Below are 24,428 nucleotides of genomic sequence, written 5' to 3' on the forward strand. Positions count from 1 at the left end.
TCGTAGAGGCTGACTTCGGCGCGTAGAGGACCGATCCCGGCATACGATGGAGGGCTATGTCTTCCCCCGTGATCTCCTATCCCCCCGAGCTGCCGGTCAGTGCCGCGAGGGCTGAGATCGCCGACGCCATCCGCGATCATCAGGTCGTGATCGTCGCGGGTGCCACCGGCTCGGGAAAGACCACGCAGCTGCCGAAGATCGCCCTGGAGCTCGGGCGGGAGCGCATCGCCCACACCCAGCCCCGTCGCCTCGCCGCGCGCACGATCGCCGAGCGCGTCGCCGAAGAGCTCCAGGTCGAGTTGGGCACACTCGTCGGGTACAAGGTGCGCTTCACCGACAAGGTGTCGGACGCCACGCGCATCGCCCTGATGACCGACGGCATCCTGCTCAACGAGATCCACCGCGACCGGCTGCTCACCCGCTACGACACGATCATCATCGACGAGGCGCACGAGCGCTCCCTCAACGTCGATTTCCTGCTCGGCTACCTGGCTCGCATCCTCCCGGAACGCCCCGACCTGAAGGTGATCATCACCTCGGCGACGATCGATCCGGAGAGCTTCGCGAAGCACTTCGCCGCTCCGGACGGCACCCCGGCGCCGATCATCGAGGTCTCCGGACGCACGTATCCGGTGGAGATCCGCTACCGCGGGCCGGTCGACGATGCGGACGACGAGAGTACCGCGGCCGAGCCGGAGGACGAGGTCTCGGCGATCATCGCGGCCCTGCGCGAGCTCGACCGCGAAGCACCGGGCGATGTGCTCGTCTTCCTCCCCGGCGAGGCCGAGATCCGCGACGCCGCCGATGCCGTGCGCGGCGCCTACGCGAACGACCGCGCGCCCACCGAAGTGCTGCCCCTGTTCGGACGCCTCTCCGCCGCCGACCAGCATCGGGTGTTCGAGCGCAGCCGGGTGGCGGGTGTGCGCCGCCGGGTGATCCTCGCCACGAACGTCGCCGAGACCAGCCTCACGGTCCCCGGCATCAAGTACGTCATCGACACCGGCACCGCGCGCATCTCGCGCTACAGCAACCGCTCCAAGGTGCAGCGCCTGCCCATCGAGGCCGTCTCCCAGGCGTCGGCGAATCAGCGTTCCGGCCGTGCGGGTCGCACCAGCGACGGCATCGCGATCCGCCTCTACTCGGAAGAGGACTACGACAAGCGCCCGGAGTACACCGAGCCCGAGATCCTGCGCACCTCGCTGGCCTCGGTCATCCTGCAGATGCTGTCGCTCGGCTTCGGCGACATCACGGCGTTCCCCTTCCTCACCCCGCCCGACTCCCGAGGCGTGAAGGCCGCGTTCGACCTGCTCACCGAGCTCGGCGCCGTCGAGGCATCACGCCGCGACGGTACCCCGCACCTCACCCGCACGGGTCGCGACATCTCCCGCATGCCGATCGATCCGCGGTTCGCACGCATGCTGATCGAAGCCGGGAAGGCGGGCTCCGGCGGCACCGTGACGCGTGACGTGCTCGCGATCGTCTCCGGCATGACGATCCAGGACGTGCGGGAGCGGCCGGAGGAGCGCCGGGACGAAGCCGACCGCCTGCACGCACGGTTCGTCGACCCGACCAGCGACTTCCTCACCCTGCTGAACCTCTGGAACCACCTGCGCGAGCAGCAGCGCGAGCTCGGCTCGAGCGCGTTCCGCCGGCTGTGCCGTTCCGAGCACCTCAACTACGTGCGGGTGCGCGAGTGGTTCGACGTGCATCGCCAGCTGCGCACGCTCGTGAAGATGCCCGACCGCCCCCGCGACGACCGGAGAGCGGGCGACGACGGCGGGACGAGCGATCCCGACGCCATCCACCGTGCGCTGCTGTCGGGCCTGCTCTCGCAGATCGGCATCCTCGATGAGCGCACCGCCGCTGCGGGCAAGGCCCACTCCCCCGCGAAGGAGCCGAAAGGCCGTCGCATCGCCGAATACCGCGGGGCGCGCGGCATCCGCTTCTCGATCTTCCCCGGCTCCGGTCTGCGCAAGAAGAGCCCGCGTGCGGTGATCGCCGCCGAGATCGTCGAGACCTCACGCACGTTCGCGCGCACGGTCGCCGCGATCGACCCGGCGTGGGCGGAACCCCTAGCCGGCGACCTGGCCAAGCGTCAGGTCACCGAGCCGCACTGGTCCAAGGACGCGGGTGCTGCCGTCGCCTTCGAGAAGGTGACGCTGTTCGGGCTCGAGATCATCCCGCGACGGCGCGTGCAGTTCGCCCGCATCGACCGCGCCGCCTCCCGCGAGCTGTTCGTGCGGCATGCGCTCGTCGAGGGCGAGTGGGATCCGACACGGATCGACAAGCGGGTGAGCGCGTTCTGGCGCAGCAACGCCGAACTGCGCAAGCGCCTCGAGAAGCTGGAGGAGCGCGAACGCCGCCGCGACATCCTCGCCGGCGACGAGGCCGTGTTCCGGTTCTACGACGAGCGCATCCCCGCCGAGGTGTTCGACGTGCGGTCGTTCGAGAGCTGGTGGCGAGAAGCCATGGCGACGACGCCGAAGCTGCTCGTGATGCGCGAGAGCGACCTGATCGACGACGACGAACGCGCGGATCAGCGCGAGTTCCCGACGCGGTGGACGCAGGGCGACCAGGTGCTCGGTCTCGCGTACCGGTTCGAACCGGGCGCCGACGACGACGGTGTCAGCGTGGTCGTGCCGCTGCCGCTCCTCGCGCAGATCGAGGACCGCGGCTTCGACTGGCAGGTTCCCGGCCTGCGTGCCGAGCTGGTGACGGGCCTGCTGCGCGCCCTCCCCAAGGCGATCCGTCGCCACGTGGTCCCCGCCGCCGACTGGGCGGAGAAGTTCGGCGCCGAGCTCGTCGAGGAGGGGCCGGAGTCGCACGGCGGCCTGCCACCGCGCACGCTCAAGGAAGCCCTCGCGCGCCGCATCCAGCCGCTCGCGAACCAGCTGGTCTCCGCCGCCGACTTCGACGACGAGCGCGTGCCCGCGCACCTGCGCATGAACTTCCGCGCCGTGGACGAACGCGGCAGGGTGGTCGGCTCTGGACGCGACCTGCGGGCGCTTCAAACCCAGCTCTCCGACCGCGCACGCAGCAGCGTCGCCCGCTCGATCGCGGCTCCATCCCGCTCTGGAGGGCCGGGAGCGAACCGCGGCACCGAACGCGGCGGGATCGAACGCATCGCGTCCGCGCCCCTCGAGCAGACCGGCCTCACGGCCTGGACGTTCGGAGAACTGCCCGAGGTGCTCGACACCCGCGTCGCCGGCGGCGTCGTGCGGGGGTACCCGGCCATCGTCGACCAGGGCAAGAGCGTGTCGGTGCGCGTCGAATCGACCCCGGATGCCGCGGCGGCCGCCACCCGCGACGGCGTGCTGCGCCTCGTTCTGCTGGGTGTGCCCTCGCCCTCCTCGTACGTGCAGGAGCACCTGACGAGCCAGGAGAAGCTCGCCCTCGCCGCCTCGCCCTATCCCTCCGCCGCCGCCCTCATCGAGGACTCACGCGCGGCGGTCGCCTGCAAGGTCATCGAAGGCCTCGTGCCCGACGGGATCGTGCGCGACGAGACCGGCTTCGGGCGGGTACGCGACGCGGTCTCCGCCGTCCTCGTCGACGAGCTGTTCGCCTGCGTCTCCCTGGTCGCACGCATCCTCACGAAGTCGCGTGACGTGGAGCGCGGCATCAAGTCGCAGAACTCCCTCGCCCTGCTCGGACCGCTGAACGACATCCGCACCCAGCTGCGCGGACTGCTGCATCCGGGGTTCGTCTCCACCGCCGGTGTCGACCGCCTCGCGCACTTCCCCCGTTATCTGGAGGGGATGCTCGATCGGTTGAAGACCCTCGCCAGCGAGCCCGGCAAGGACCGGGCGCGCATGACCGAGTACGAGCGGATGGCGAAGGCCTTCGAAGACGCCGGTGGCACGATCCCGCTCGCGGCCGACGCGTCGCCCGAGATCGTCGAGGTGCGCTGGCTGCTCGAGGAGTATCGCGTGAGCGTGTTCGCGCAGCGTCTGGGCACCGCGCAGCCGGTGTCGCCGCAGCGCATCATGAAGGTGCTGTCCGGCCGCTGATCCGCGACCTCCCACCCCGGCGCGCGGGTAGCCTGAACGCATGGCTCGCGCGATCGTGTACACCGAAATCGGCTCCCCCGCTGTCCTCCACCTGATCGAGATCCCCGACCCCGTCGCCGCACGGGGCGAGGTCGTGGTGCGCATCGAGGCCGCAGGGGCGAACCCGATCGATGCGAAGCTGCGCGGCGGCAAGCGCCCCTCTCCGCCCATCACAGAGCCGCGCCCGGTCGGTTTCGACGGCGCCGGTGTCGTCGACGCGCTCGGCGAAGGCGTCGAAGACTTCACGGTCGGCGATCGTGTCGCGATCCGCGATGGGCACGGCACCTATGCCTCGGCACTCGCCATCTCGACCGACAAACTCGCGAAGCTCCCCGACTCCGTCACCACGGCCGAGGGCGCGGGCATCGGCATCCCCGCCGGAACCGCCTACCAGGCGCTGCGCTCGCTCGGGGTGGCCGACGGCGACGTGCTGCTCGTGCACGGAGGCTCCGGATCCGTCGGACAGGCGGCCGTGCAGTTCGCCGTCGCCTGGGGTGCGACCGTGATCGCGACCGGGAGTCCCGCACGTCACGACCAGCTGCGCGAGCTGGGTGCCATCCCGGTGGCCTACGGCGACGGCCTGCTCGACCGGGTCCGCGCCGCCGCTCCCTCGGCCGTCACGGTGGTGCTCGACTGCGCGGGCACCGATGAGGCGATCGAGACCTCCCTCGCCCTCGTGGCCGACCGTGACCGCATCGCGACGATCGTGCGGGGGCCGGATGCTGCGTCCTTCGGCATCCGCGCCTTCTCCGGCGGCTCACCGGTGCCGCTGACCGACCAGGAACTCGCCTGGCGCGCCGAGGCGCTGCCCGAGACGATCGCGCTCCTCGACACCGGCGACTTCGTGATCGAGCTCGGTCCGCAGCTCCCCCTCGCCGAAGCGGCGCAGGCCCATGAGCTCATGGAGTCCGGCGCCGCGTCGGGCAAGATCATCCTGCTGCCGTAGCCGTGGTCGATCCGGATCAGGCCGGAGCCACCGGCCGTCCGATCGACAGCATCAGCCGGTTCGCCCAGTTGAAGAACGCGGCGCCGTGGATGACATCCGCGACCTCCAGGTCGTCGAGCCCTGCCGCGCGCAGCCGCGCGATCTCCGCTTCCCCGAATGCGCTGGGCGTGTCGGTGAGGGCGACGGATGCCGCGACGATCGCGTTCCAGCGCTCTCCGAGGTCGGCGTCGACGCCCTCGTCCAGCAGCAGGTCGACGTCGTCGACGCGCTTGCTGTGATGTGCGGCGAAGCGCGAGTGCACCGAGGCGCAGAACACGCAGCCGTTGCGACGGGATGCCGCCGTCGCCGCGAGCTCACGGTCGGCACGAGGAAGGCCCTCGACCGCGTTGTAGAAGATGTCCTTGTCCACCAAGGTGCGGGCCTTGAGGACCTCGGGGTCACGGGCGAGCAGTCGGAAGTAGTCGTTCTTCGCGCGCGCGGCGTCGACGAGACCGTCGTAGTGCCGCTCGGTCAGCTCCTCCTCGGCCAGGGGTTCCAGGTGCGGCACCCAGCCGACCTCGCCGCGGGTGAAGGCGTGCGGGTGCGGGGCATCGTCGTGACGGAGCACGCTCTGTTCGGCGGTCATGCTGCCTCCTCCTCGGAGATCTCGGTCCGGGCGAGTCCTGCGGCGGCGAGCACGCGGAGCCCGGTGACGACGCGCTGCTGGAAGGCGAGGAACGACACCAGCTGCGATAGCGTGACGATCCCGTCCGTCGACCACCCGGCGTCGAGCAGGCGTCCGAGGTCGGCACCCGCGGCCTCGCGGGGCCTGAACACGAGCAGGTGCGTGTGCGCGAGGGCGGCGGCGAGGCGCTCGCCCAGGACGGCGACGACCGCGTCGGAGGGGACGTATCGCTCCCCCTCGGTGTTCTCACCCTGCAGACCCAGCTCGGTGTAGGCGCCGAAGGGCCCGTCGACCGCCGCTCCGGAGATCTCCGCGAGCACGACCGCCGCCCGCTGCGGATCGGCCTCCCGCGCGCGGGCCGCATAGAACACGGCTGTCGCCTCCTCCTCACCGGCGAGCCCCGTCGCGAAGGCGGCCACGAGCTCGCGCTCCGCCTGCGAGACGTGCTCGACCGATACCGGGCGGAACAGGGCGTCGAAACTCGCCTGCAGCTGCTCCCTGGTGACCGGGCGGCGACGGCGCAGAGCATCCAGCTCCGGGGTCACCTCCACGATCCGGTCCACGATGTCGTCGGTCATGCGTTCTCCTTGAGGGTGAGGTTCTCTTCGGGGGAAGGGGCGAGTACATAGCCGAGGGCCGGGGCGACCTCGTCGGCGAAGAGCGCGATCGAGCGCAGCACGTGCTCGTGCGGGGCGTCGACCGAGTGCACCTGGAACGCCACCTCGGTCGCGCGGGCGAGCGTGGCATCGGCGGTGAGCGACTCCGCCACCTGTTCCGGCGTGCCCAGGTGCGTGTCGAGCGCGGCGATCAGCTCATCGATGCTGTCGCCGGGAACGGTCTGCCCCTGACGGCGGAAGCCCTCGGCCGCCCGGCGCAGCCCGACCTCGGCGAACCGCAGCGCCTCGGCACGGTCGTCCGCGACGAACACGGTGCGCGAAGCTGTGATCCGCGGTGCCACCCCGTGAGGCAGCGCCTCGAGGTACGCGTCGATGATCGGATCCTGCAGCTCCGACAACGGCGCATGCAGCCGCTCGGCGCGGCGGGGCTGCGTACGGGAGAGCAGCAGCCCGTGCCCGTGCACCCCGGCGCGGTGCCCGCCGGGGGCCGAGAAGGTGGCCTGCCAGATGCGGTCGGCGAGGCCTCCGGCATCCGGGTAGAGCGTGTTGCCCGCCCCGACGTCGCGCCCCGCGAGGCCGTCGAGGAGCGTGCGCAGCTTGCGATCGTAGGTCGGTGCCTTGTCGCGCACGTCTTCGCCGAACGGCACGAACGACGACGGTGTGCCGCCGCTGCCGAGTCCCAGATCCACGCGCCCCCCGGAGAGCAGATCTGCGACGACGGCATCTTCGGCCACGCGCACCGGATCCTCCAGCGGCAGGGTGATGACACCGGTTCCGAGCCGGATGCCACGTGTCACGGCGGCCACGTGGGCGAGGAACACCAGCGGCGACGGCAGGCCACCTTCAGCCGCGTGGAAGTGGTGCTGGGCCACCCAGGCCCGCCCGATCCCGTGTCGCTCGGCCTGCTGGATCTGCGCGGTCGCGAGCGCATATCTCTCGGCGGGCGATGCGTCATCGAGCAGACGGGTGAAGAAGGCGACGGTGGGCGCGGTCATGCGAGAACCTCTCTGGCGGGCGAGAACTCTCCGGTGTGCGAGAACTCCCTCGTGCCGGGAACCGCGGCGAGCAGCTCCCGGGTGTAGTCGTGTTGCGGGTCGCGGAAGAGATCCTGCGTCTGCCCGTGCTCGACGACGCGGCCACGGCGCATCACCGAGACGGTGTGGCTGATCCTGCGCACCACCGCGAGGTCGTGCGAGATGAACAGATACGTGAGGCCGAGCTCGGCCTGCAGCGACGTGAGCAACTCGAGGATGCGCGCCTGCACGGTCACGTCCAATGCCGACACCGCCTCGTCGAGCACCACGACCTCCGGATCGATCGCGAGCGCCCTGGCGATCGCGACGCGCTGTCGCTGTCCCCCCGAGAGCTCGCGCGGGGTACGTGTGGCGACATCGGCCGGGAGCGAGACCCGATCGAGGAGCGCCAGCGCGCGCTCGCGGCGCTCGACACGCGAGCCGACCCGGAAGTTCTGCAGCGGCTCCGCGACGATGTCGACGATGTGCTGGCGAGGATCCAACGATGCGAACGGGTTCTGGTAGACGAGCTGCACGCGTCGGCGCAGCGCGCGCAGCTGTTCGCGCTTCGCGTGGGTCACGTCCTCGCCGTCGACCTCGATCGTGCCGACATCGGGCTGATGGAAGCGCGTGATCAGCCGCGCCGTGGTCGTCTTGCCTGACCCGGACTCCCCCACGAGGGCGTGGGTGGTGCCCCGGCGCACGCGGAACGAGACGTCGTCGACGGCGCGGAAGCGTTCGCGCCCCGCGACGCGGAACTCCTTCACGAGCCCCTCGGCCACGATCGCATAGGGGTTCTCCGCGGCGACGGCCGCGGCGTCCCGCAGGAACGGCGGCGCATCCGGGCGACGGAATCCGGTCGCGAATGCGGGAGCATCGGCGAGCAGCTGTCGCGTGTAGGGGTCGGACGGTGCGGCGAGCACCGCCTCGCTCCGCCCCTGTTCCACGATCCGTCCGTCCTTGAGCACGACGAGCCGTTCCGCGCGGTCAGCGGCCACGCCGAGATCATGGGTCACGAGCAGGATGCTGGTGCCCTCCTCCCGCTGGAACTCGTCGAGCAGATCGAGCACCTTGCGCTGCACGGTCGCATCGAGGGCGCTGGTCGGCTCGTCCGCGATCAGCAGGCGCGGCTGCAGGGCGATCGCGGTCGCGATCAGCACACGCTGCCGCATGCCGCCGGAGAGTTCGTGAGGGTACTGGCGTGCCCGCAGGTCCGGATCATCGATGCCGACGCGGTCGAGCAGCTCGATCGCACGCGCGCGACGCGAACGCCGGTCCCGGTGTCCGTGCAGGCGCAGGATCTCCTCGACCTGTGCGCCGATCGGTCGCACCGGATCGAGCGAGGTCGTCGGGTCCTGCGGGACCAGGCCGATCTCCGCGCCGCGAATGCCCCGGAGCGCGCGGTCCGTCCATCCCGAGATGTCGAGGTCGCCCAGCACGACTCTGCCCCCGTCGACCGTGCCGCCGGCCGGGAGGAGCCCCAGGAGCGCGTGGGCGGTCGTCGACTTGCCCGATCCCGATTCACCGACGAGCGCCAGGGTCTCGCCCTCCTCGATCTCGAACGAGACCCCGTGCACGACTTCGCGACCCCCGTAGGAGATCCGCAGATCCGTCGCTGCCAGAACACTCATCGCGTCCCCCTTCCGATGCGGTGGCTGATGCGGTTGGCACTGAGCACGACGGCGACGACGACGAGACCGGGGAGAGCCGTGAGCCACCAGGCCGTGCCCACGTAGTTGCGTCCTTCGGCGATCAGCAGCCCCCATTCCGGGGTGGGCGGCGGGGCGCCGTACCCGAGGAACCCGAGAGTCGAGATCGCCAGGATCGCCGTGCCGAACTGCAGAGCGGCGAGCGCGACGATCGGGGTGAGCGAGTTGGGCAGCACGTGTCGGCGCAGCACGGCGAAGAAGGTGGCGCCGCTGCCGAAGGCGGCCTCGACGTACTCGGTGCGCCGTACGCGGGCGACCTCGGCGCGCATCAGCCGGGCGAAGGCGGCGACGCTGCCGAGACCGACCGCGATGGCCGCGTTGACGGTGCCGAATCCGAGCAGGATGATCACCGACAACGACAGTAGGAGCCCGGGGATCGCGAGGAGCACGTCGACGACGCGCATCAGCACGTCGTCGACGACACCGCCCACCGCGCCGGCGATCGCGCCCAGCACCGTGCCGAGGGCGAGGCCGACCGTGACGGCGATGAGGGCGCCGGAGAGCGAGTGCACCGCACCGTGGACGACGCGCCCGAACAGGTCGCGTCCGAGGGTGTCGGTTCCGAACCAGTGCGCGGCGCTCGGCGGCAGCAGTTTGTCGGCCGGCACACCGGTGAGAGGATCGCCGGGGGCGAACACTCCGGGGATGACCGCCCAGAGCACGGCGAGCGCCACGACGGCGAGCGCCAGATACAGGCCCCAGGCGCGGCCACGCACGAGAGCACGCCGACGATCACGCCGACGGCTTCCGGTCGCCCGCTCCGGGGTGGTCGGCGTCGGAGCGAGGTCGGGCTCGATGCTCGTCTCGGCGATCACGGGAGCGGTCATGCGGACACCTCCTGGGGTGCGGTCCTCGAGGCAGTGGAGGCGGTGGAGGGGCGGGAGCGCGTGACCGTCCGCTGACGCGGGTCGATGAGCGGGGTGACGAGGTCGACCGCGAAGCTGATGACCACGAACCCGAGGGCCGACAGCAGCACGACGCCCTGCAGCACCGGGATGTCCTGGTTCGCGACGGCCTGTTCGGTCAGTCGACCGATGCCCGTGCGGCCGAACACGGTCTCGGTCACGACCGCTCCCCCGACGAGTTCTCCGAACAGCACACCGGCGATGGTCAGCGTCGGCACCGCGGCGTTTCGGGCGACCGAGCGCGTGAGCACCCAGAGCGGCGGCGCCCCCTTCGCGCGGACCACCGTGACGAACGGCTGCGACTGCACCTGATCGATCGCCCGGACCAGCACCTGGGCCAGAGGCGCCGAGATGGGCACCGCGAGGGTCAGCACGGGGAGGAGGAGCCCGCTCACCGGGTCGGCCCCGACGATCGGCACCCAGCCGAGTCCGAACGAGAACACCTGGATGAGCAGGATTCCGAGCCAGAAGACCGGCACCGCCACGAAGAGGCCCGGCACCTGCCGCAGGCTGTCGCGCAGCCACGCGAAGGGCGCGAGCGACGAGAGCCCGGCGATCAGGATGGCCAGCAGCAGGGCGACGACGAGTCCGAGCGACGCGAGCAGCAGCGTCGCGGGCAGCGCCTCGGCGAGCATCGTCAGCACCGGAGTGCCGAACTGCGTCGAGAACCCGAAGTCGCCGGCGAGGAAGCCGAGTCCTGCGTGCACGTACTGCTGCCACCAGGGCAGGTCGGCGCCGTAGGTGGCGCGGATGCTGTCGAGCTGGTCCGGCGACAGCCCGAGGCTGGGGTCGGAGAACTTGATCAGGATCGCATCACCCGGCAGCAGCTGCAGCAGGAAGAAGGTGGCCGTGAAGGCCGCGATCAGAACGATCGCGGCCTGCCCGGCTCGTCGGAGGATGAAGCTCATCGACGCACCATGCCGCTCAGTGCTCGGAGAGCCAGACGCCGGAGAACGTCGGGCGCCCCACCGACTCGAACGCGACGCCGTGCACATACGTCGCCGTGCCGTACACCTGCGGCTCCTCGAACAGCGGGATGACGTAGGCCTGCTCGGCGATGTAGTCCTGCACGGCCTGCGACGCGGCGACACGCTCGTCGGCGTCGGGCTCTGAGGCCACGGCGAGCAGCAGCTCGTCGAGCTTCGCATCCTTCGAGATGAGCACGTCGCGGTTCTTCGTGAAGTACTGGCTCTTGATCACGTCGAGATCCGCCCGGCCGACCATCGAGTGGTAGAAGCCGGTCTTCAGCGGGTCACGGGTGTCTTCGGCATAGCTGCCGGCGTCGCCGGGCTTGACCGAGAGCTCGACGCCCACCTTCGCCAGCTGCTGCGCGACGAGTTCGAGGGTCTGCTTCGACAGGGGCTGCGGCTTGGCCTCGTAGACCGTGATCGCGAGACGCTCTCCGTCCTTCTCGCGGATGCCGTCGGCACCGGGCTTCCATCCGGCCTCGTCGAGCAGCTTCTCGGCCTTCTTCGGGTCGTATTCGTAGTGCTCCGACTCGTCCTTGTAACCGAGGGCCTGGGACGACAGCACCGAGGTCGCCACCGGGTAGTTCTCGGTGAAGAGCGTGTCCACGACCTCCTGCGCGTCCACGGCGGCGATGATCGCCTGCCGAACGCGGATGTCGGAGAGCAGCGGGTTCTCGGGACGGAGGGCGATCGAGTTGTTCACGCCGCGGGTCTGCGGGGCGTAGAGCGTGAAGCCGGCGCCCTCGACGCGGTCCTCGTCGAACGCCTGCACGTAACGGACGTAGTCGGCCTGGCCCGCGAGCAGCGAGCCGATGCGCACCGAGTCCTCCGGCGTGATCAGCACGTGCACGGCGTCGAGGTAGGGGCGCCCGTCGTTGTCGACGCTGTCGGGACCCCAGTCGTAATCGTCGCGGGCGGTGAGCGTGTACTCGGTGCCGAGCTTCTCCCCCGTGACGGTGAACGGCCCCGAACCGATGATCTCGGCCGCGTTGCCCGCGCCGAAGTCCTCGATCGTGCCGTCGAGGGTCGCCGGCGACAGCAGGCCCGAGTTGATGGTCGACGTCGCCTGCAGGAACCCGGGCGACGGCGCCGAGAAGTGGAACGTGACGGTGTCGTCGTCGACCACCTCGCTGCTGGCGTAGTTGTTGATCGCCTCGGAGACGGTGAGTCCCCGCTCGGCATCGCCCAGCCCGTAGGTGTCGAAGTTCTTCTTCACGGCGGCGGCGTCGAGCACGGTGCCGTCCGAGAACGTGACGTCGGGGTTGAGGTTGAACGTGTACTCGGTGGCGTCATCGTTCACGGTCCAGTCCGAGGCGATCCACGGCTCGATCTCGAGCGTGTCCGGGTTCTGCCACGTCAGGCGGGCCGCGATGTTGTTCACGATGCCGCCGTTCGGGTAGAAGCCGGCCTGCGGCGGGTAGAGGTTCGTGTACGCCTGGTGCTCGAGGTAGGTGAGGGTTCCGCCAGTGACGGGGTCGCCGCCTTCAGCGGGCGAGTTCGCCGGTGCGGGCGTCGACGCGCAGGCGGCGAGGCTGCCCGCGAGGACGAGCGGCAGCGCGATGGCGGCGGCGCGGATGAGACGACGGTTCATGGGTGGGCCTCCAGGATTCGGGTGCGATGCTTCGGGTGCGTGCGGTGCTTCGGGTGCGGTGTTTCGGGTGCAGCGGTGAGGTGACTTCACCGTAGGAATCGCGGCTCCCCCGGCGCGAGGCGGCCGACTCCGGATGTCGCGTGGCGAAACGTGTGGTCACGCGTCGACATACGAGGAAATGCGCAGACGGTCGCGGAGCGTCGCTCCGGTGCTCTCGTGCGCGTCGCGCAGCAGTCCGCGACGGCGCAGCTCAGGGGCCGCCTGCCGCGTGAAAGCCTCGAACTGTGCGGGCTGGAAGGCCGACAGCACGTTGAATCCATCTGCGGCGCCTTCGTCACGCCAGGTCTCGAAGTGGTCAGCGACCGTCACCGCGTCTCCCACGACGAAGGCCGCGGGCACGGCATGGGCGGCGACCAGATGCCGCCACGTGAGCGGATCGCCGTGCGCGACGGCTGATCCCGAGACGCGAGGACCCGAGACGCGCAGCCCGGCGATGAGACCGAGGCGCTCGATCAGCGCGGCACCGCGTTCTCCCAGCCGCAGGGCCTCGGCGGAAGTCACCGGCGCGTCGAAGGTCGAGGAACGCAGCGGGTCGTCGACCGCGACATCGAGCGCGTCGGCGAGTGCGGCGACGGTGCGGTTCGACGGGAACGCCGATCTGGCCGCCTGGTGTCCCTCGGCGAGCGGCACCAGGGCGAGCAGCCTCTCCACGATGCGTCGCGCGTCGGCATCCGTGTCCGCGACGACGGGGAGCACCGGCGCGATCACCTTCAGCGCGTCCGGCGATCGTCCGGCCTCCGCCGCGATGTCGCGCAGCAGCCGACGGGTCGCGATCGCGTCGGCCAGCGTGGGTGCGGCGGTCAGCGCGAGATCGGCCTCGGTGGCTGCGAGAGTCCTCGAGCGCGGCGACGTGCCCGCGTGCACGATCGGGATCTGTCCCTGCGGCGGGCGCGCGACGTTGAGCGGACCCGTGACGCGCACCTGCGCCCCCTGCAGGTCGGCGGCACGCAGCGCCTCCGGGTCGATCAGCACCCCGCGGTCGGCGTCGGCGATCCAGGCGTCCTCGCCCCACGAGTCCCACAGCCGGCGCAGGGCCTCGACGAACTCCTCTGCCCGGTCGTAGCGGCTCTCATTGTCGGCGTGTGCCTCACGACCGTGGTTGCCCGCCGCACGCGGCTCGGCACCGGTGACGAGGTTGATGCCGGCGCGGCCACGGGTGAGCACGTCGAGGGAGGCCAGCGAGCGCGCGGTCGTGTACGGGTCGGCGTAGGTGGTGTTGACCGTGGCGATCAGGCCGATCCGCGAGGTCACCCCGGCGAGGAAGAGCACGGCGCTCACGGGGTCGATACGGGCCAGCAGGTACGGGTCGCGGAACTCCAGATCCGGACCGGTGGCGAGCCAGTCCCCGAAGAAGAGGTAGTCGAGACCGGCTTCCTCCCCCTCCCGCGCGATGTGGCGCAGGATGTCGGCGTCGGTCGCGGGGTCGCGGTGTGCACCGGGCTGGCGCCAACCCGACGGATACGCGCCCAGGGTGCGCACCATGGCGCCGATGATGAGGGGTTCGGTCATGCCCGTCACGGTAGGAGCCGTCGGGTCCCCGCTGCCACGGCGCCGATGCCGGGCGTCACGGGATGTAACAGTCCGTCACAGCCGGCACACCCCCTACGCTGAGACCATGACAGGTCTTCGGTGGGGAATCCTCGCGACCGGCGGTATCGCCGGCGCATTCGCGTCCGATCTGAGAACCGCGGGGCTCGACCTCGTGGCCGTCGGATCCCGCTCACAGGAGTCGGCCGACGCCTTCGCCGCCCGCTTCGACATCCCCCACGCGCACGCCTCGTACGAGGCCCTGGTGTCCGACCCCGATGTCGACATCATCTACGTGTCGACGCCGCACCCGATGCACCACGAGAACGCCCGTCTCGCGCTCGAGAACGGCAAGCACGTGCTCGCCGAGAAGGCGTTCACCCTGAACCGTGCCGAAGCGGAAGACCTGCAGGCGCTGGCCGCCGAGCGCGGTCTGCTCGTCATGGAGGCGATGTGGACTCGCTACCTGCCGCACATGGTCCGCATCCGCGAGCTCATCGCCGACGGCGCCCTCGGCGAGATCCGCGCGGTGAGCGCCGACCACACGCAGCTGCTGCCCTCCGACCCCACGCACCGCCTCAACGCTCTCGACCTCGGTGGCGGCGCGCTGCTCGACCTCGGCATCTACCCCATCTCCTTCATCTGGGACATCCTCGGCGCCCCGAGCACCATCCGTGCGGTCGGCCGACTCGTCGAGACGGGAGCCGACTCCGAGGTCGCCACCGTCATGACCCACGACGGCGGAGCGATCTCGACCAGCCTGTCGTCGTCGCGGGCAGCGGGACCCAACGTCGCGAGCATCATCGGCACGGCCGCCCGCATCGACATCGACACTGTCTGGTACAGCCCCACCACCTTCCGCCTGGTCCTGCCGGACGGGACGGTGCAGGAGACCTACACCTCCGACGTCGAAGGTCGCGGCATGCAGTTCCAGGCGCTCGCCGCCGAGCGACTGGTGCGTGACGGCATCCTCGAGGGCGACATCCTGCCGATCACCGAGAGCGTCGCGATCATGGGCACCCTCGACGAGATCAGGGCGCAGATCGGCGTCCGCTATCCCCGTGAGGAGGTCTGATCATGGCGGAGACCACCGATGCCCGCGTCGCCGTCTACCTCGACTTCGACAACATCGTCATCTCCTGGTATGACCGTGTGCACGGCCGCAACGCCTACGGCAAGGATCGTCAGCGGATCAGCGAGAATCCGAACGACCCCGAGGTCACCGACCGGCTGAGCCGCGCGATGATCGAGGTCGGCGCCATCATCGACTACGCCGCCTCGTTCGGCACACTCGTGCTCACGAGGGCCTACGCCGACTGGTCGTCCCCCGTGAACGCGGTCTACCGCTCGCAGCTCGTGGCCCGCGCCGTCGACCTCGTGCAGCTGTTCCCGGCCGCCGCCTACGCCAAGAACGGTGCCGACATCCGGCTCGCGGTCGACGCCGTCGAGGACATGTTCCGGCTGCCCGATCTCACCCACGTCGTGATCGTGGCGGGCGACAGCGACTATGTGCCACTGGCCCAGCGCTGCAAACGTCTCGGCCGCTATGTGATCGGCGTCGGGGTGTCGGGTTCGACCGCCAAGTCGCTGGCCGCCGCGTGCGACGAGTTCGAGTCGTACGACTCGCTGCCCGGCGTGGTCCGCCCCGTGAAGGCCGCTCCCGTCGTCGCCGCGAAAGCCGAGGTCGTGGCGGAGCCGCCCGCCGCGGTCGCCGACGCCGCCACGGAGAGCGTCGCCGAGCCCGCCGCGAAGACGAAGACCGCTTCGAAGCGCACGCGCGCCAAGTCTGCACCCAAGACGGAAGAGCCCAGGGTCGAGGACAAGGTGGACGATCAGGAGGTGGCGACCCAGCTGCTGGAGCGCGCGCTGCGCCTCGGTCACGACAAGGCCGATGCCGACGAATGGCTGCACAGCTCCGCGGTCAAGACGCACATGCGCCGCATGGACCCGTCGTTCAGCGAGAAGGCCCTCGGCTACCGCTCGTTCTCCGATTTCCTGAAGTCGCGTGACGACATCGCCGAGCTCGAGGAGACCGGGCACGAGCGGCTCGTCCGTCTGCGCGAGCCCGCCGTCTGACAGACGGCGTCATTCCACGAAGTCGTACTCCTGGAACTCCGCGACCTCGGGCACCCAGCGCTCCGACACGAACGCCCGGTGCACGGGGTGCCTGTCGTACGCGGCGTAGGCGTGCCGGTCGGCGAACACCATCGAGAACTGATGGCTGAGGTCGCTCTTCGCGCTCACCTGGCGGCGGATGGTGAAGTCCTCGACGCCGGGAATCGAGGTCAGGACCGCGTGCCCCGTCGCCAGGAACTCCCGTTCCTCGGCAGACCCGGCCGGGTGGATCAGGCGGAAGACGACGGTGTGCTGGATCGACATGGAGTTCCTGTTCCGAGAGTCACTGGTTGCTGAACGCGGCGTCGAACGAGGCCTCGGGTTTCGGCCACAGCAGCGACCGCACGAATTCCAGCGCTTCGGGCGCACCATGCAGTCGGTCCATGCCGGCGTCCTCCCACTCGATCGAGATGGGTCCGGTGTAGCCGATCGCGTCCAGAGCACGGAACGCGTCCTCCCACGGCACGTCGCCGTGCCCCGTCGAGACGAAGTCCCAGCCGCGCCGCGGGTCACCCCACGGCAGGTGCGAGCCGAGCACGCCGGCCCGGCCGTTGCGCGGACGCAGCCGGGTGTCCTTGCAGTCCACGTGATAGATCCGGTCTGCGAAGTCGACGATGAAGCCGACGGGGTCGACGTTCTGCCACATCATGTGCGAGGGATCCCAGTTGAATCCGAAGGCCTCCCGATGCTCGATCGCCTCCAGCGCACGCACCGAAGACCAGTAGTCGTATGCGATCTCTCCCGGGTGCACCTCGTGCGCGAACCGCACGCCCTCTCCGTCGAACACATCGAGGATGGGGTTCCAGCGGGCAGCGAAGTCCTCGAACCCGCCCTCGATGACGGCTGCCGGAACCGGCGGGAACATCGCCAGATACGGCCAGATCGACGAGCCGGTGAACCCGACCACGGTGTCGACGTCGAGCTTGCGAGCCACCCGTGCTGCACGTTTCATGTCCTCGGCGGCGCGCTGCCTGACGCCCTCCTGCTCGCCGTCGCCCCACACGTAGTCGCGCAGGATCGCCTGGTGGCGGAAGTCGATGGGCGCATCGCACACGGCTTGACCGGCGAGATGGTTCGAGATCGCGAAGATCTTCAGCCCGTGCTGATCGAGGATCTCCCTGCGGGAGGCCACATAGGCGTCGTCCTCATCGGCGCGCTGCAGATCGAGGTGATCCCCGGACGCGGCTACCTCGAGGCCGTCGTACCCCCAGCCGGCCGCGAGCCGCGCAACCTCTTCGAAGGGCAGATCCGCCCACTGTCCGGTGAACAGGGTGACCGGGTGACTCGTCATGAGGACTCCTTCGTCTCGGACTCGTTCGGGTCGTGCACGCTCACGTACCGAAGGCGCGCAACGCCGCGATGCTGCGGACGGCGAGGTCGTCCTGGCTCGGCGCGAGCGGTCGCCACACGGAGGCCGCGACCGCGATCGTCGCGTTCTCCCCGGTGAAGCTCTCCAGTCCCAGCGGGCCTCGGTAGGCGGCATCGTCGAGCGCGCGGAGGATGCCCGGCCAGTCGGTGTGGTCGTCACCGACTGCTCCGCGATCGCTGCCGCACACCTGCACGTGCGCGATCGCCGCTCCGGCCGTGCGGATCGCGTCGTCCGGCTTCTTCTCCTCGATGTTGAGGTGGTATGTGTCGAGAGCGAGTCCGAGCCCGGGGCCGATCAGCGGGCCGAGCGCATCCAGGCTCTGCTCGACCGTGTTGAGCACGCTGGTCTCGTAGCGGTTCAGCGGTTCGATCGCGAGGGTGATGTCCGCCGCTGCGGCTTCTTCGGCCAGCGCGGACAGATTCTCACGCAGTTCTCCCGCGACCGCCGAACGCTCCCCCGCATCCATCCGCCAGGTCACGCCGGTCGGGGCGTAGAACGGGCCGGCCACGACCCGAGCGCCCAGTGTCTGCGCGGCAGCGATGCAGGAACGGAGATAGTCCTGTGTCGCGCCGACGTCACCGGCGCGGGCCAGCAGCGAACGATCGGGGCCCATGGCTCCCACCACTATCGCAGCGAGACCGACCGTATCGAGAACCTCGCGCGCCCGCGCCGGGTCCCAGTCTCCGACGCTCTCGAGCGGCAGCTCCAGTGCCTGGTACCCGAAGTCTGCGGCCTTCCGGGCGAGCGGTTCGAGCGTGGCATCGGTCAGCGGAGACGTCCACACCCAGGTGTTGACGGCGATCGTGCGGGGCATCGTTGTCCTTGTGATCGTGAAGTCGATCCCACCCTCCCACTCCACGGGTGTGGAGCGGAAGGGCGGGATCGCCTCGGCTACGGGATCTGCCGTTCCTGCCACACCGTCGGGTAGCCGGGAAGGTTCTCCCCGCCGAACTTGGCGTAGTGCCCGTCGGGCATGCCCTCGTTGGCTTTGAGGTAGTCGTCGAGTTCCGGTTCCGTGATCGGCTTCTGGGGCAGCACCCACTCCTTCGGCACCTCGGTGCCGGCGAAGATCATCTGCGCCGCGAGCAGCGGAGTGCGCCACTGGAAGTTGGAGTACACCGGCGCGAGTCCGGTCAGCCCCGTCTCCTTCCACTTGCGGAGGAAGCTCATCTCGTCCTCTCCGGTCATGACCGGGTAGTCCGCTCCCGCGTCCTCGAATGCCTCGATGGCTGCGACCGCGCCGTCACCGGCGTCCATCCAGATGCCGTCGACGTCGCCCTTGGCGAGTTCGTCGCTGATGATGCTCTTGATCTCGGCGGGGTCCGCGCCCGTGAAGTAGTCCACGGCCTCGATCCCCGCCTCGTCGAAGAGTTTCTCGGCGCCCGCCCACCGGTGCTCCAGCACGTCGACACCCGGGAGGATGCGCAGTGCCACGACCTTGTCGCCCTTCTCGAGGTTGTCGATCAGAAACTCCGCCGTGTCGATGCCCCAGGCGAAGCCGCCGATCGGGTGGATGAAGGTGACAGGGCAGTCGGTGTTGACGCCACGGTCGAACACGATGACCGGCTTACCGGTGTCGCACGCCCGCTCGACGGCAGGTGTCATCGCCGCCGTGCTGTTCGGCGAGATGAGGAAGACGTCGCAGCCGCCCTCCGAGATGAAGTAGTCGATGTCGGCGATCTGCGTGTCGTCGGAGTCCTTCGCGTCGCGGGTCTCCATGTCGCTGATGGCCCCGACGCCCTGCAGCGCCTCGAGCTGCTGGTTCATCGTGATCCACCCGGTCTGACGCCACGGGTTCGAGATCGAGGCGTTCGCGAAGCAGGCCTTCTTGGCCCCCTCGCTGGCGAACTCGGAGGTGTCTACCATCTCGGCGTTGATGTGCTGGAGGTACGGCTCACCCGCCGGTCCCTGCGGATTCACGCCGCGCTCCTCGTCCTGCTTGTCGAAGAGCTCCTGGTCGAACCACTCGGTCGTCTCCGCCGTCGCATCGGGATCGTCCGACTCCACCGGCGCAACAGACGGGTCGGTCGTGCACCCGGCGAGCGCGATGAGGCCGAAGAGAGCCACCCCTGCGGTGGCGATCTTCATTGATCGTCGCATTGCTAATCTCCTCTGGTTTCTGTGTGGCCCCCGGAGGCGAGGGCAGGTGAAGCAGACTCTCGAGCAGGAGCCCCCGGTGGAGGAATCTGCTCCTTCCCCTGATCGGGAGAAGACTGGGGGCCGCGTCGCCGTCGTGCCCGGAAGGCGACGGCCGAGTATGCGACTGCGGCGATGATGATGACGCCCTGGACGGCATCGCGCAGCGTCGAGGGGACGCCGGCGATGTTCAGCAGCATGAACAACGCTTCGAGGGCGAAGGCGCCGGCGACCGCGCCGACGATCCAGCCGCGGCCACCGCCCAGCACGACGCCACCGAGGACGACGGCGGTGATCGCGGTGAACTCGTAGCCCCGCCCCACGGAGGGGTGCACGCCGGCATATCCGACCAGCAGCACGGCCGAGAGCGAGGCGGACAGCGACGAGATGATGAAAGCGCGCGTGGTCACCCAGGCCCGACGGGCACCGGCGTAGTCGACGGCTCGAGCATTGTCGCCGACCGCGATGAGCGTCTTTCCCAAAGGGCGCTTGGTGATCCAGATGCCGAGGGCGAGCCAGACGATGAGCAGCAGGACCGCCCACGGGACGAAGTCGAGGAACGGGATATCGCGGATTCCGCCGCGGCCGATCTCGCGGAAGCTGTCGGCGGGATTTCCCGTGGCCGCTCCCCCTGTCCACCACATGACCCCACCGAGGAGGGCGAGCATCATGCCGAGCGTCACGATGAACGACGGCACCTTGAGCAGCGTCGTCAGCAGACCGTTCACGAGTCCGACGACCACCGCGAAGACGATCATCAGCAGCAGCACCGGGATCGTGCGGGAATCGTCCTGTCCCACCAGGTTGCCGGCGATGATGACCTGCGCCGTGATGAGCGATCCCTGCGACAGGTCGAATTCACCGGCGATGATCACGAAGTACTGCCCGATCGCGACGATGGCGATCGGGGCGACGCGCTGGATGAAGCGCATGAACTGTCCGGGCTCGGCGAAGCTCGGGTTGAGGATCGTGACCGCCACCAGCAACAGCACCAACAGCAGGAACACTGCTCCACGCGGGCTCACGAGTGCGCGCAGTGCGTTCATGAGCGCCCTCCTTCCGCAGCGGGGCCGGGATCGGGTGTGGCGTCGACGAGCTGGGAGACCGCAGCCGCCATCTCGGGCTCGGCGGCCTTCGCGGCGTCGTCACCGCCGGTTCGCGTGCCTCCGGCGCCGAATCGCGGACGACGACGGACGATCGAGCGGCGGCTGTACACGGCCACCGCGGCCACGATCACCACGCCGCGCACCACGTCTTTGAGGAACGGGTTGATCTGCATGACGCTCATGACGTTGTCGACCACCGCGAGGATCGCGACACCGCCGATCGTCCCCCACACCGAGCCACGCCCGCCGAGCAGCAGAGTGCCGCCCAGAACGACGGCCGCAATCGAGAGGAGGGCGTAACCGCCCTGCTGACCGACCGTCGGACTGCCGACGCCGAGCCGGCTGGCGAGGAGCAGTCCGGCGAGTCCCGCGAACACCGAGCACAGCACGTGCGCCCAGATCAGCGGCATCCGGATGCCGACGCCGGACAGTCGGGCGATCTCGGGGTCGCCGCCCACCGCGTAGAGGTGAGCGCCTGTACGGGTGCGGTTGAGGAAGACCCAGACGACGACGGCGAGCACGATCATGATCAGCGTCGACACCGGTATCGGCCCGAGGCCGGTGGCGCCGATGAGTTGGAACGCCCACGGTACGTTCCCCGCTGACCCCTCGAAGTTCGTGTTGAGGATGCCCTGCAGGATGAGGCCGACACCGAGGGTGGCGATGAACCCGTTCACCTTGAGGACGGTCACGATGAGCCCGTTCACCAGCCCGATGCCCGCGCACACCAGCAGGGTGCCGATCACGGCGAGGGGGATGTTGCCGGCGCTGCCGTTCATCATCGTCGCCGCGAGCAGGCTCGACAGGCTGATCACGTACGTGACCGAGAGATCGAGAGAGGCTCCGAGCACCACGAGCGTCTGACCGATCGCGACGAGGCCGAGCACGCTCATGCCGGTGAGGATGTCGCGGATGTTGCCCGGACTCAGGAAGTTGCGCCCGACCGTGCCGACGAGGATCGCGCCGACGACGATCACGAACAGGAGAATGGCGAGCACGATGACGGTGGAGTCGATGCGGAGGCGCTTCATCGCGCACCCCCTTCGGCCGTGGTGCCGGGATCGCTCGCACCGGTCGCGGCGCCGAGGATCTCGTGCTCCGCCGCACCGGCGGGCAGTTCGGCGACGAGTTCGCCGTCGCGCATCACCAGGATCCGATCGCTCATGCCGATCACCTCTGGCAGCTCGCTCGACACCATCAGCACGGCCTTCCCCTGATGCGCGAGCTCTCGCATCAGCTGATACACCGCGTACTTCGCACCGACGTCGATACCGCGCGTCGGCTCGTCGAAGAGCACGATCTGCGGCCGGGTGAGCAGCCACTTGGCCAGCACGACCTTCTGCTGGTTGCCGCCGGAGAGGAAGCGCACCTCCTGGTCGACCCCCTGGGAACTGACCTCGAGCGAGCTCAGCACACCGGGAACCTCACGTCGCGACGCGGCGGTACGACCGGCGAAGACGCTCCTTACCACCAGCAGGGCGTTGTCGAGGATCGACTGCCCGAGGGCGAGGCCCTGCGCCTTGCGGTCTTCCGACACCAGTGCGAGCCCGGCACGGACGGCCGCCCGCGCACTCGTGATCCGCGTCGGCGTTCCGTCGATCCGCATCGACCCCCGGGTGAACGCCTGGATGCCGAACACCCCTTCCACGAGTTCGGTGCGTCCTGACCCCTGCAGCCCCGCGATGCCGACGATCTCGCCGGCGCGCAGGGTCAGCGACACCCCGTCGACGTACGCGTTGCCGCAACGATCGAGTTCGACCCGCGGTTCACCGACCGTGGTGCCCTCGAGCGCGTCGGGGAAGTACGACTGGATCGACCGGCCGACCATGCGCCGCACCAACTCGTCGGTGGTGAGGGCTGCGGTCTCGTCGGTCGAAACGAGAGCGCCGTCCTTGAGGATGGTGATCCGGTCGCACAGGTCGAAGATCTCCTTCAGCCGGTGCGAGACGTAGATCACGGCGACACCGCGCGAGGTGAGCCGGCGGATGATCGCGTAGAGCAGCTCGACCTCTCGGTCGCTGAGGGCGGCGGTCGGCTCGTCCATCGAGATGACCTGCGCATCGAACGAGAGCGCCTTGACGATCTCGACGATCTGCTGCTCCGCGACCGTGAGCGATCCGACGCGCGCCTGCGGCTCGATGAACGAGACGCCGAGGTCGGCCAGCAGCTCTGCCGTGCTGGTGTTCATGGCCCGCTGATCGACGAACCCTGCGCGGCGCGGCTCTCGTCCGAGGTAGACGTTCTGTGCCACTGTGCGCTCGGGCAGCAACGTGAACTCCTGGAACACCGTCACGATGCCCGCATCCATCGCCTGCCGCGGGTGCGAATGATGCACCTCTTCGCCGCGGTAGGAGATCACGCCGTCGTCGGCCGACTGCACACCCGCGATGATCTTCATGAGGGTCGATTTGCCGGCACCGTTCTCGCCGACGAGACCGTGCACCTCGCCGGGGCGCACGTCGAAGTCGATTCCCTTGAGCACCTCGACGCCGAAGAACGACTTGCAGACGCCGGAGACCGACAGGACCGGCTGGGTCGTGGTGATCATGCCGCCACCTCCACCCATCGTCCGCCGTCCGCCGCAGAAGCCAGCACGGCCTCTGTCAGCACGGCAGAGCGGTATCCGTCCGCAAACGTCGGAAGCCCGTCCGGCTCCGTGCCCGCGATCGCCGCGTAGACGTCGGAGACGAATCCGTTGAATGCGTCCTGGTAGCCCATCGAATGGCCAGCCGGGACGCGCTGGAGTCGCGCCGAATCCGGGGCGGATGTGGCCGGGTCGCGCAGCAGCAGCCGCGACTCCTCGCGCATGCCGATCCAGAGTTCCTCCGGCCGCTCCTGCTCGAAGCGCAGACTCTGCCGCGATCCGTGCAGCTCCAGCGTGAGGGCATTCTTGCGACCAGCGGCCATCTGTGAGATGAGCAGCGTGCCGAGGGCGCCGGATTCGGTCTCGACCAGCACGGCGACGATGTCCTCGGTGTCGACGGCCTGCCCCGACCGCTCAGAGAAGACCCGCCGGGTGCGTGCGCTCAAGGCGTGGATCCGCTCGCCGATCACGAACTCGATCAGGTCGCACAGGTGCGATCCGATGTCGGCGAAGGCGCGGGAGGCGCCGCCCGACTCCGAGCGCACGCGCCAGTCGTCATCGCTCGACAAGAGCATCCAGTCCTGCAGGTACGAGCAATCGAGGGTGAGCAGGTCACCGGCCTCTCCGCGGGCGACCCGGGCTCTGGCCTCGCGCACCATCGGGTGGTAGCGGTAGATGAAGGGCACAGCGGCGACCCGCGCCCCCGCTGCCGCTGTGTCGGCGAGGGTCTTCGCATCGCGCGCGGTGGTCGCGAGCGGCTTCTCGCACACGACGTGCTTGCCCGCGCTCAGCGCCTGGAGCGCCAGGGCTGCATGCGTGGCGTTGGGGGTGCAGATGTGAACGACGTCGATGTCTGCGGCCGTGAGCAGCGCTGCGGCATCGCTCTCGGCCCGATCGGCGCCCAGAGTCCGAGCCGCATCGCGGCCCCCTGCGGCGGAACGGGTGGCGACCGCGCGCAGTTCGCCACCGGCGTCTCGCGCCGCGGTGCGATGCACGCGGGCCATGAATCCTCCGCCGAGGATGCCGGCTCGGATCGTCCCGAGACCGGTGTCAGTGACATCCGTTGTCATGC

General features: G+C 69.6%; 20 protein-coding genes. 4 read left to right on the forward strand and 16 right to left on the reverse strand.

Annotated features, from left to right (window positions below; translation table 11 throughout):
* The first annotated feature begins 56 nt into the window (after positions 1-56).
* Positions 57-4,007 carry an ATP-dependent RNA helicase HrpA gene (gene hrpA / locus ACIQLD_RS06160; RefSeq protein WP_402606287.1) on the forward strand — a complete coding sequence of 1,317 codons (3,951 nt, stop codon included), beginning with the start codon at positions 57-59 and terminating at the stop codon, positions 4,005-4,007.
* Positions 4,008-4,047: 40 nt separating this feature from the next.
* Positions 4,048-4,992, forward strand: coding sequence for a zinc-binding alcohol dehydrogenase family protein (locus ACIQLD_RS06165; protein WP_402606290.1), 945 nt, complete (start codon positions 4,048-4,050; stop codon positions 4,990-4,992).
* 16 nt (positions 4,993-5,008) lie between these two features.
* Here the strand turns inward: ACIQLD_RS06165 and ACIQLD_RS06170 are convergent, their stop codons facing one another.
* The 8 genes from ACIQLD_RS06170 to ACIQLD_RS06205 all read right to left on the reverse strand — a co-directional run bounded on the left by ACIQLD_RS06170 (position 5,009) and on the right by ACIQLD_RS06205 (position 14,028).
* Entirely contained in the window at positions 5,009-5,617 is a 609-nt protein-coding gene (locus tag ACIQLD_RS06170) for an alkylhydroperoxidase domain protein (protein ID WP_402606292.1), read from the reverse strand.
* Entirely contained in the window at positions 5,614-6,234 is a 621-nt protein-coding gene (locus tag ACIQLD_RS06175; RefSeq protein ID WP_402606294.1) for a CMD domain protein, read from the reverse strand. The genes ACIQLD_RS06170 and ACIQLD_RS06175 overlap by 4 nt, the downstream gene beginning before the upstream one ends.
* On the reverse strand, positions 6,231-7,268 hold the full coding sequence (locus ACIQLD_RS06180; protein WP_402606297.1) for a putative FMN-dependent luciferase-like monooxygenase: 1,038 nt from the start codon (positions 7,266-7,268) through the stop codon (positions 6,231-6,233). The genes ACIQLD_RS06175 and ACIQLD_RS06180 overlap by 4 nt, the downstream gene beginning before the upstream one ends.
* On the reverse strand, positions 7,265-8,917 hold the full coding sequence (locus tag ACIQLD_RS06185) for a dipeptide ABC transporter ATP-binding protein (protein WP_402606299.1): 1,653 nt from the start codon (positions 8,915-8,917) through the stop codon (positions 7,265-7,267). The genes ACIQLD_RS06180 and ACIQLD_RS06185 overlap by 4 nt, the downstream gene beginning before the upstream one ends.
* Complete coding sequence (locus ACIQLD_RS06190; protein ID WP_402606301.1) at positions 8,914-9,822, reverse strand: ABC transporter permease; 909 nt, start codon at positions 9,820-9,822, stop codon at positions 8,914-8,916. The genes ACIQLD_RS06185 and ACIQLD_RS06190 overlap by 4 nt, the downstream gene beginning before the upstream one ends.
* Positions 9,819-10,808 carry an ABC transporter permease gene (locus ACIQLD_RS06195; protein WP_402606304.1) on the reverse strand — a complete coding sequence of 330 codons (990 nt, stop codon included), beginning with the start codon at positions 10,806-10,808 and terminating at the stop codon, positions 9,819-9,821. The genes ACIQLD_RS06190 and ACIQLD_RS06195 overlap by 4 nt, the downstream gene beginning before the upstream one ends.
* Before the next feature lie 16 nt (positions 10,809-10,824).
* Positions 10,825-12,459, reverse strand: a complete 1,635-nt coding sequence (locus tag ACIQLD_RS06200) for a TIGR04028 family ABC transporter substrate-binding protein (RefSeq protein WP_402606307.1) — start codon at positions 12,457-12,459, stop codon at positions 10,825-10,827.
* Between the two features lie 156 nt (positions 12,460-12,615).
* Positions 12,616-14,028, reverse strand: coding sequence for an NtaA/DmoA family FMN-dependent monooxygenase (locus tag ACIQLD_RS06205; protein ID WP_402606310.1), 1,413 nt, complete (start codon positions 14,026-14,028; stop codon positions 12,616-12,618).
* Positions 14,029-14,134: 106 nt separating this feature from the next.
* Between ACIQLD_RS06205 and ACIQLD_RS06210 the strand changes: the two genes are divergently transcribed.
* Entirely contained in the window at positions 14,135-15,121 is a 987-nt protein-coding gene (locus ACIQLD_RS06210) for a Gfo/Idh/MocA family protein (RefSeq protein WP_402606313.1), read from the forward strand.
* Between the two features lie 2 nt (positions 15,122-15,123).
* Positions 15,124-16,122: an NYN domain-containing protein gene (locus ACIQLD_RS06215; protein WP_402606315.1), complete on the forward strand. Its 999-nt coding sequence runs from the start codon at positions 15,124-15,126 to the stop codon at positions 16,120-16,122.
* Positions 16,123-16,131: 9 nt separating this feature from the next.
* On the opposite strand, the gene ACIQLD_RS06220 is transcribed toward ACIQLD_RS06215, so the two are convergent.
* From ACIQLD_RS06220 to ACIQLD_RS06255, 8 genes are all read right to left on the reverse strand, one after another.
* Positions 16,132-16,425 carry a Dabb family protein gene (locus tag ACIQLD_RS06220; protein ID WP_402606317.1) on the reverse strand — a complete coding sequence of 98 codons (294 nt, stop codon included), beginning with the start codon at positions 16,423-16,425 and terminating at the stop codon, positions 16,132-16,134.
* Between the two features lie 19 nt (positions 16,426-16,444).
* Complete coding sequence (locus ACIQLD_RS06225; RefSeq protein ID WP_402606319.1) at positions 16,445-17,452, reverse strand: sugar phosphate isomerase/epimerase family protein; 1,008 nt, start codon at positions 17,450-17,452, stop codon at positions 16,445-16,447.
* A 40-nt stretch (positions 17,453-17,492) separates the two neighbouring features.
* Positions 17,493-18,344 (reverse strand): sugar phosphate isomerase/epimerase family protein, encoded by an 852-nt coding sequence (locus ACIQLD_RS06230; protein ID WP_402606322.1) that lies wholly within the window; start codon positions 18,342-18,344, stop codon positions 17,493-17,495.
* Between the two features lie 77 nt (positions 18,345-18,421).
* Positions 18,422-19,630, reverse strand: coding sequence for a substrate-binding domain-containing protein (locus tag ACIQLD_RS06235; RefSeq protein WP_402606324.1), 1,209 nt, complete (start codon positions 19,628-19,630; stop codon positions 18,422-18,424).
* 2 nt (positions 19,631-19,632) lie between these two features.
* The gene (locus ACIQLD_RS06240; RefSeq protein WP_402606327.1) at positions 19,633-20,712 is read right to left on the reverse strand and encodes an ABC transporter permease; all 1,080 of its coding nucleotides are present in this window, start codon (positions 20,710-20,712) and stop codon (positions 19,633-19,635) included.
* Positions 20,709-21,803: an ABC transporter permease gene (locus ACIQLD_RS06245; protein ID WP_402606330.1), complete on the reverse strand. Its 1,095-nt coding sequence runs from the start codon at positions 21,801-21,803 to the stop codon at positions 20,709-20,711. Before ACIQLD_RS06245 ends, ACIQLD_RS06240 begins: the two co-directional genes overlap by 4 nt.
* Positions 21,800-23,320: a sugar ABC transporter ATP-binding protein gene (locus ACIQLD_RS06250; RefSeq protein WP_402606333.1), complete on the reverse strand. Its 1,521-nt coding sequence runs from the start codon at positions 23,318-23,320 to the stop codon at positions 21,800-21,802. The genes ACIQLD_RS06245 and ACIQLD_RS06250 overlap by 4 nt, the downstream gene beginning before the upstream one ends.
* Positions 23,317-24,426, reverse strand: a complete 1,110-nt coding sequence (locus ACIQLD_RS06255) for a Gfo/Idh/MocA family protein (protein ID WP_402606336.1) — start codon at positions 24,424-24,426, stop codon at positions 23,317-23,319. The genes ACIQLD_RS06250 and ACIQLD_RS06255 overlap by 4 nt, the downstream gene beginning before the upstream one ends.
* Between the last annotated feature and the right edge of the window lie 2 nt (positions 24,427-24,428).

Origin of the sequence: Microbacterium sp. NPDC091662 (assembly GCF_044756705.1) — a bacterium.
In the GTDB taxonomy this organism is placed as follows: Bacteria; Actinomycetota; Actinomycetes; order Actinomycetales; family Microbacteriaceae; genus Microbacterium.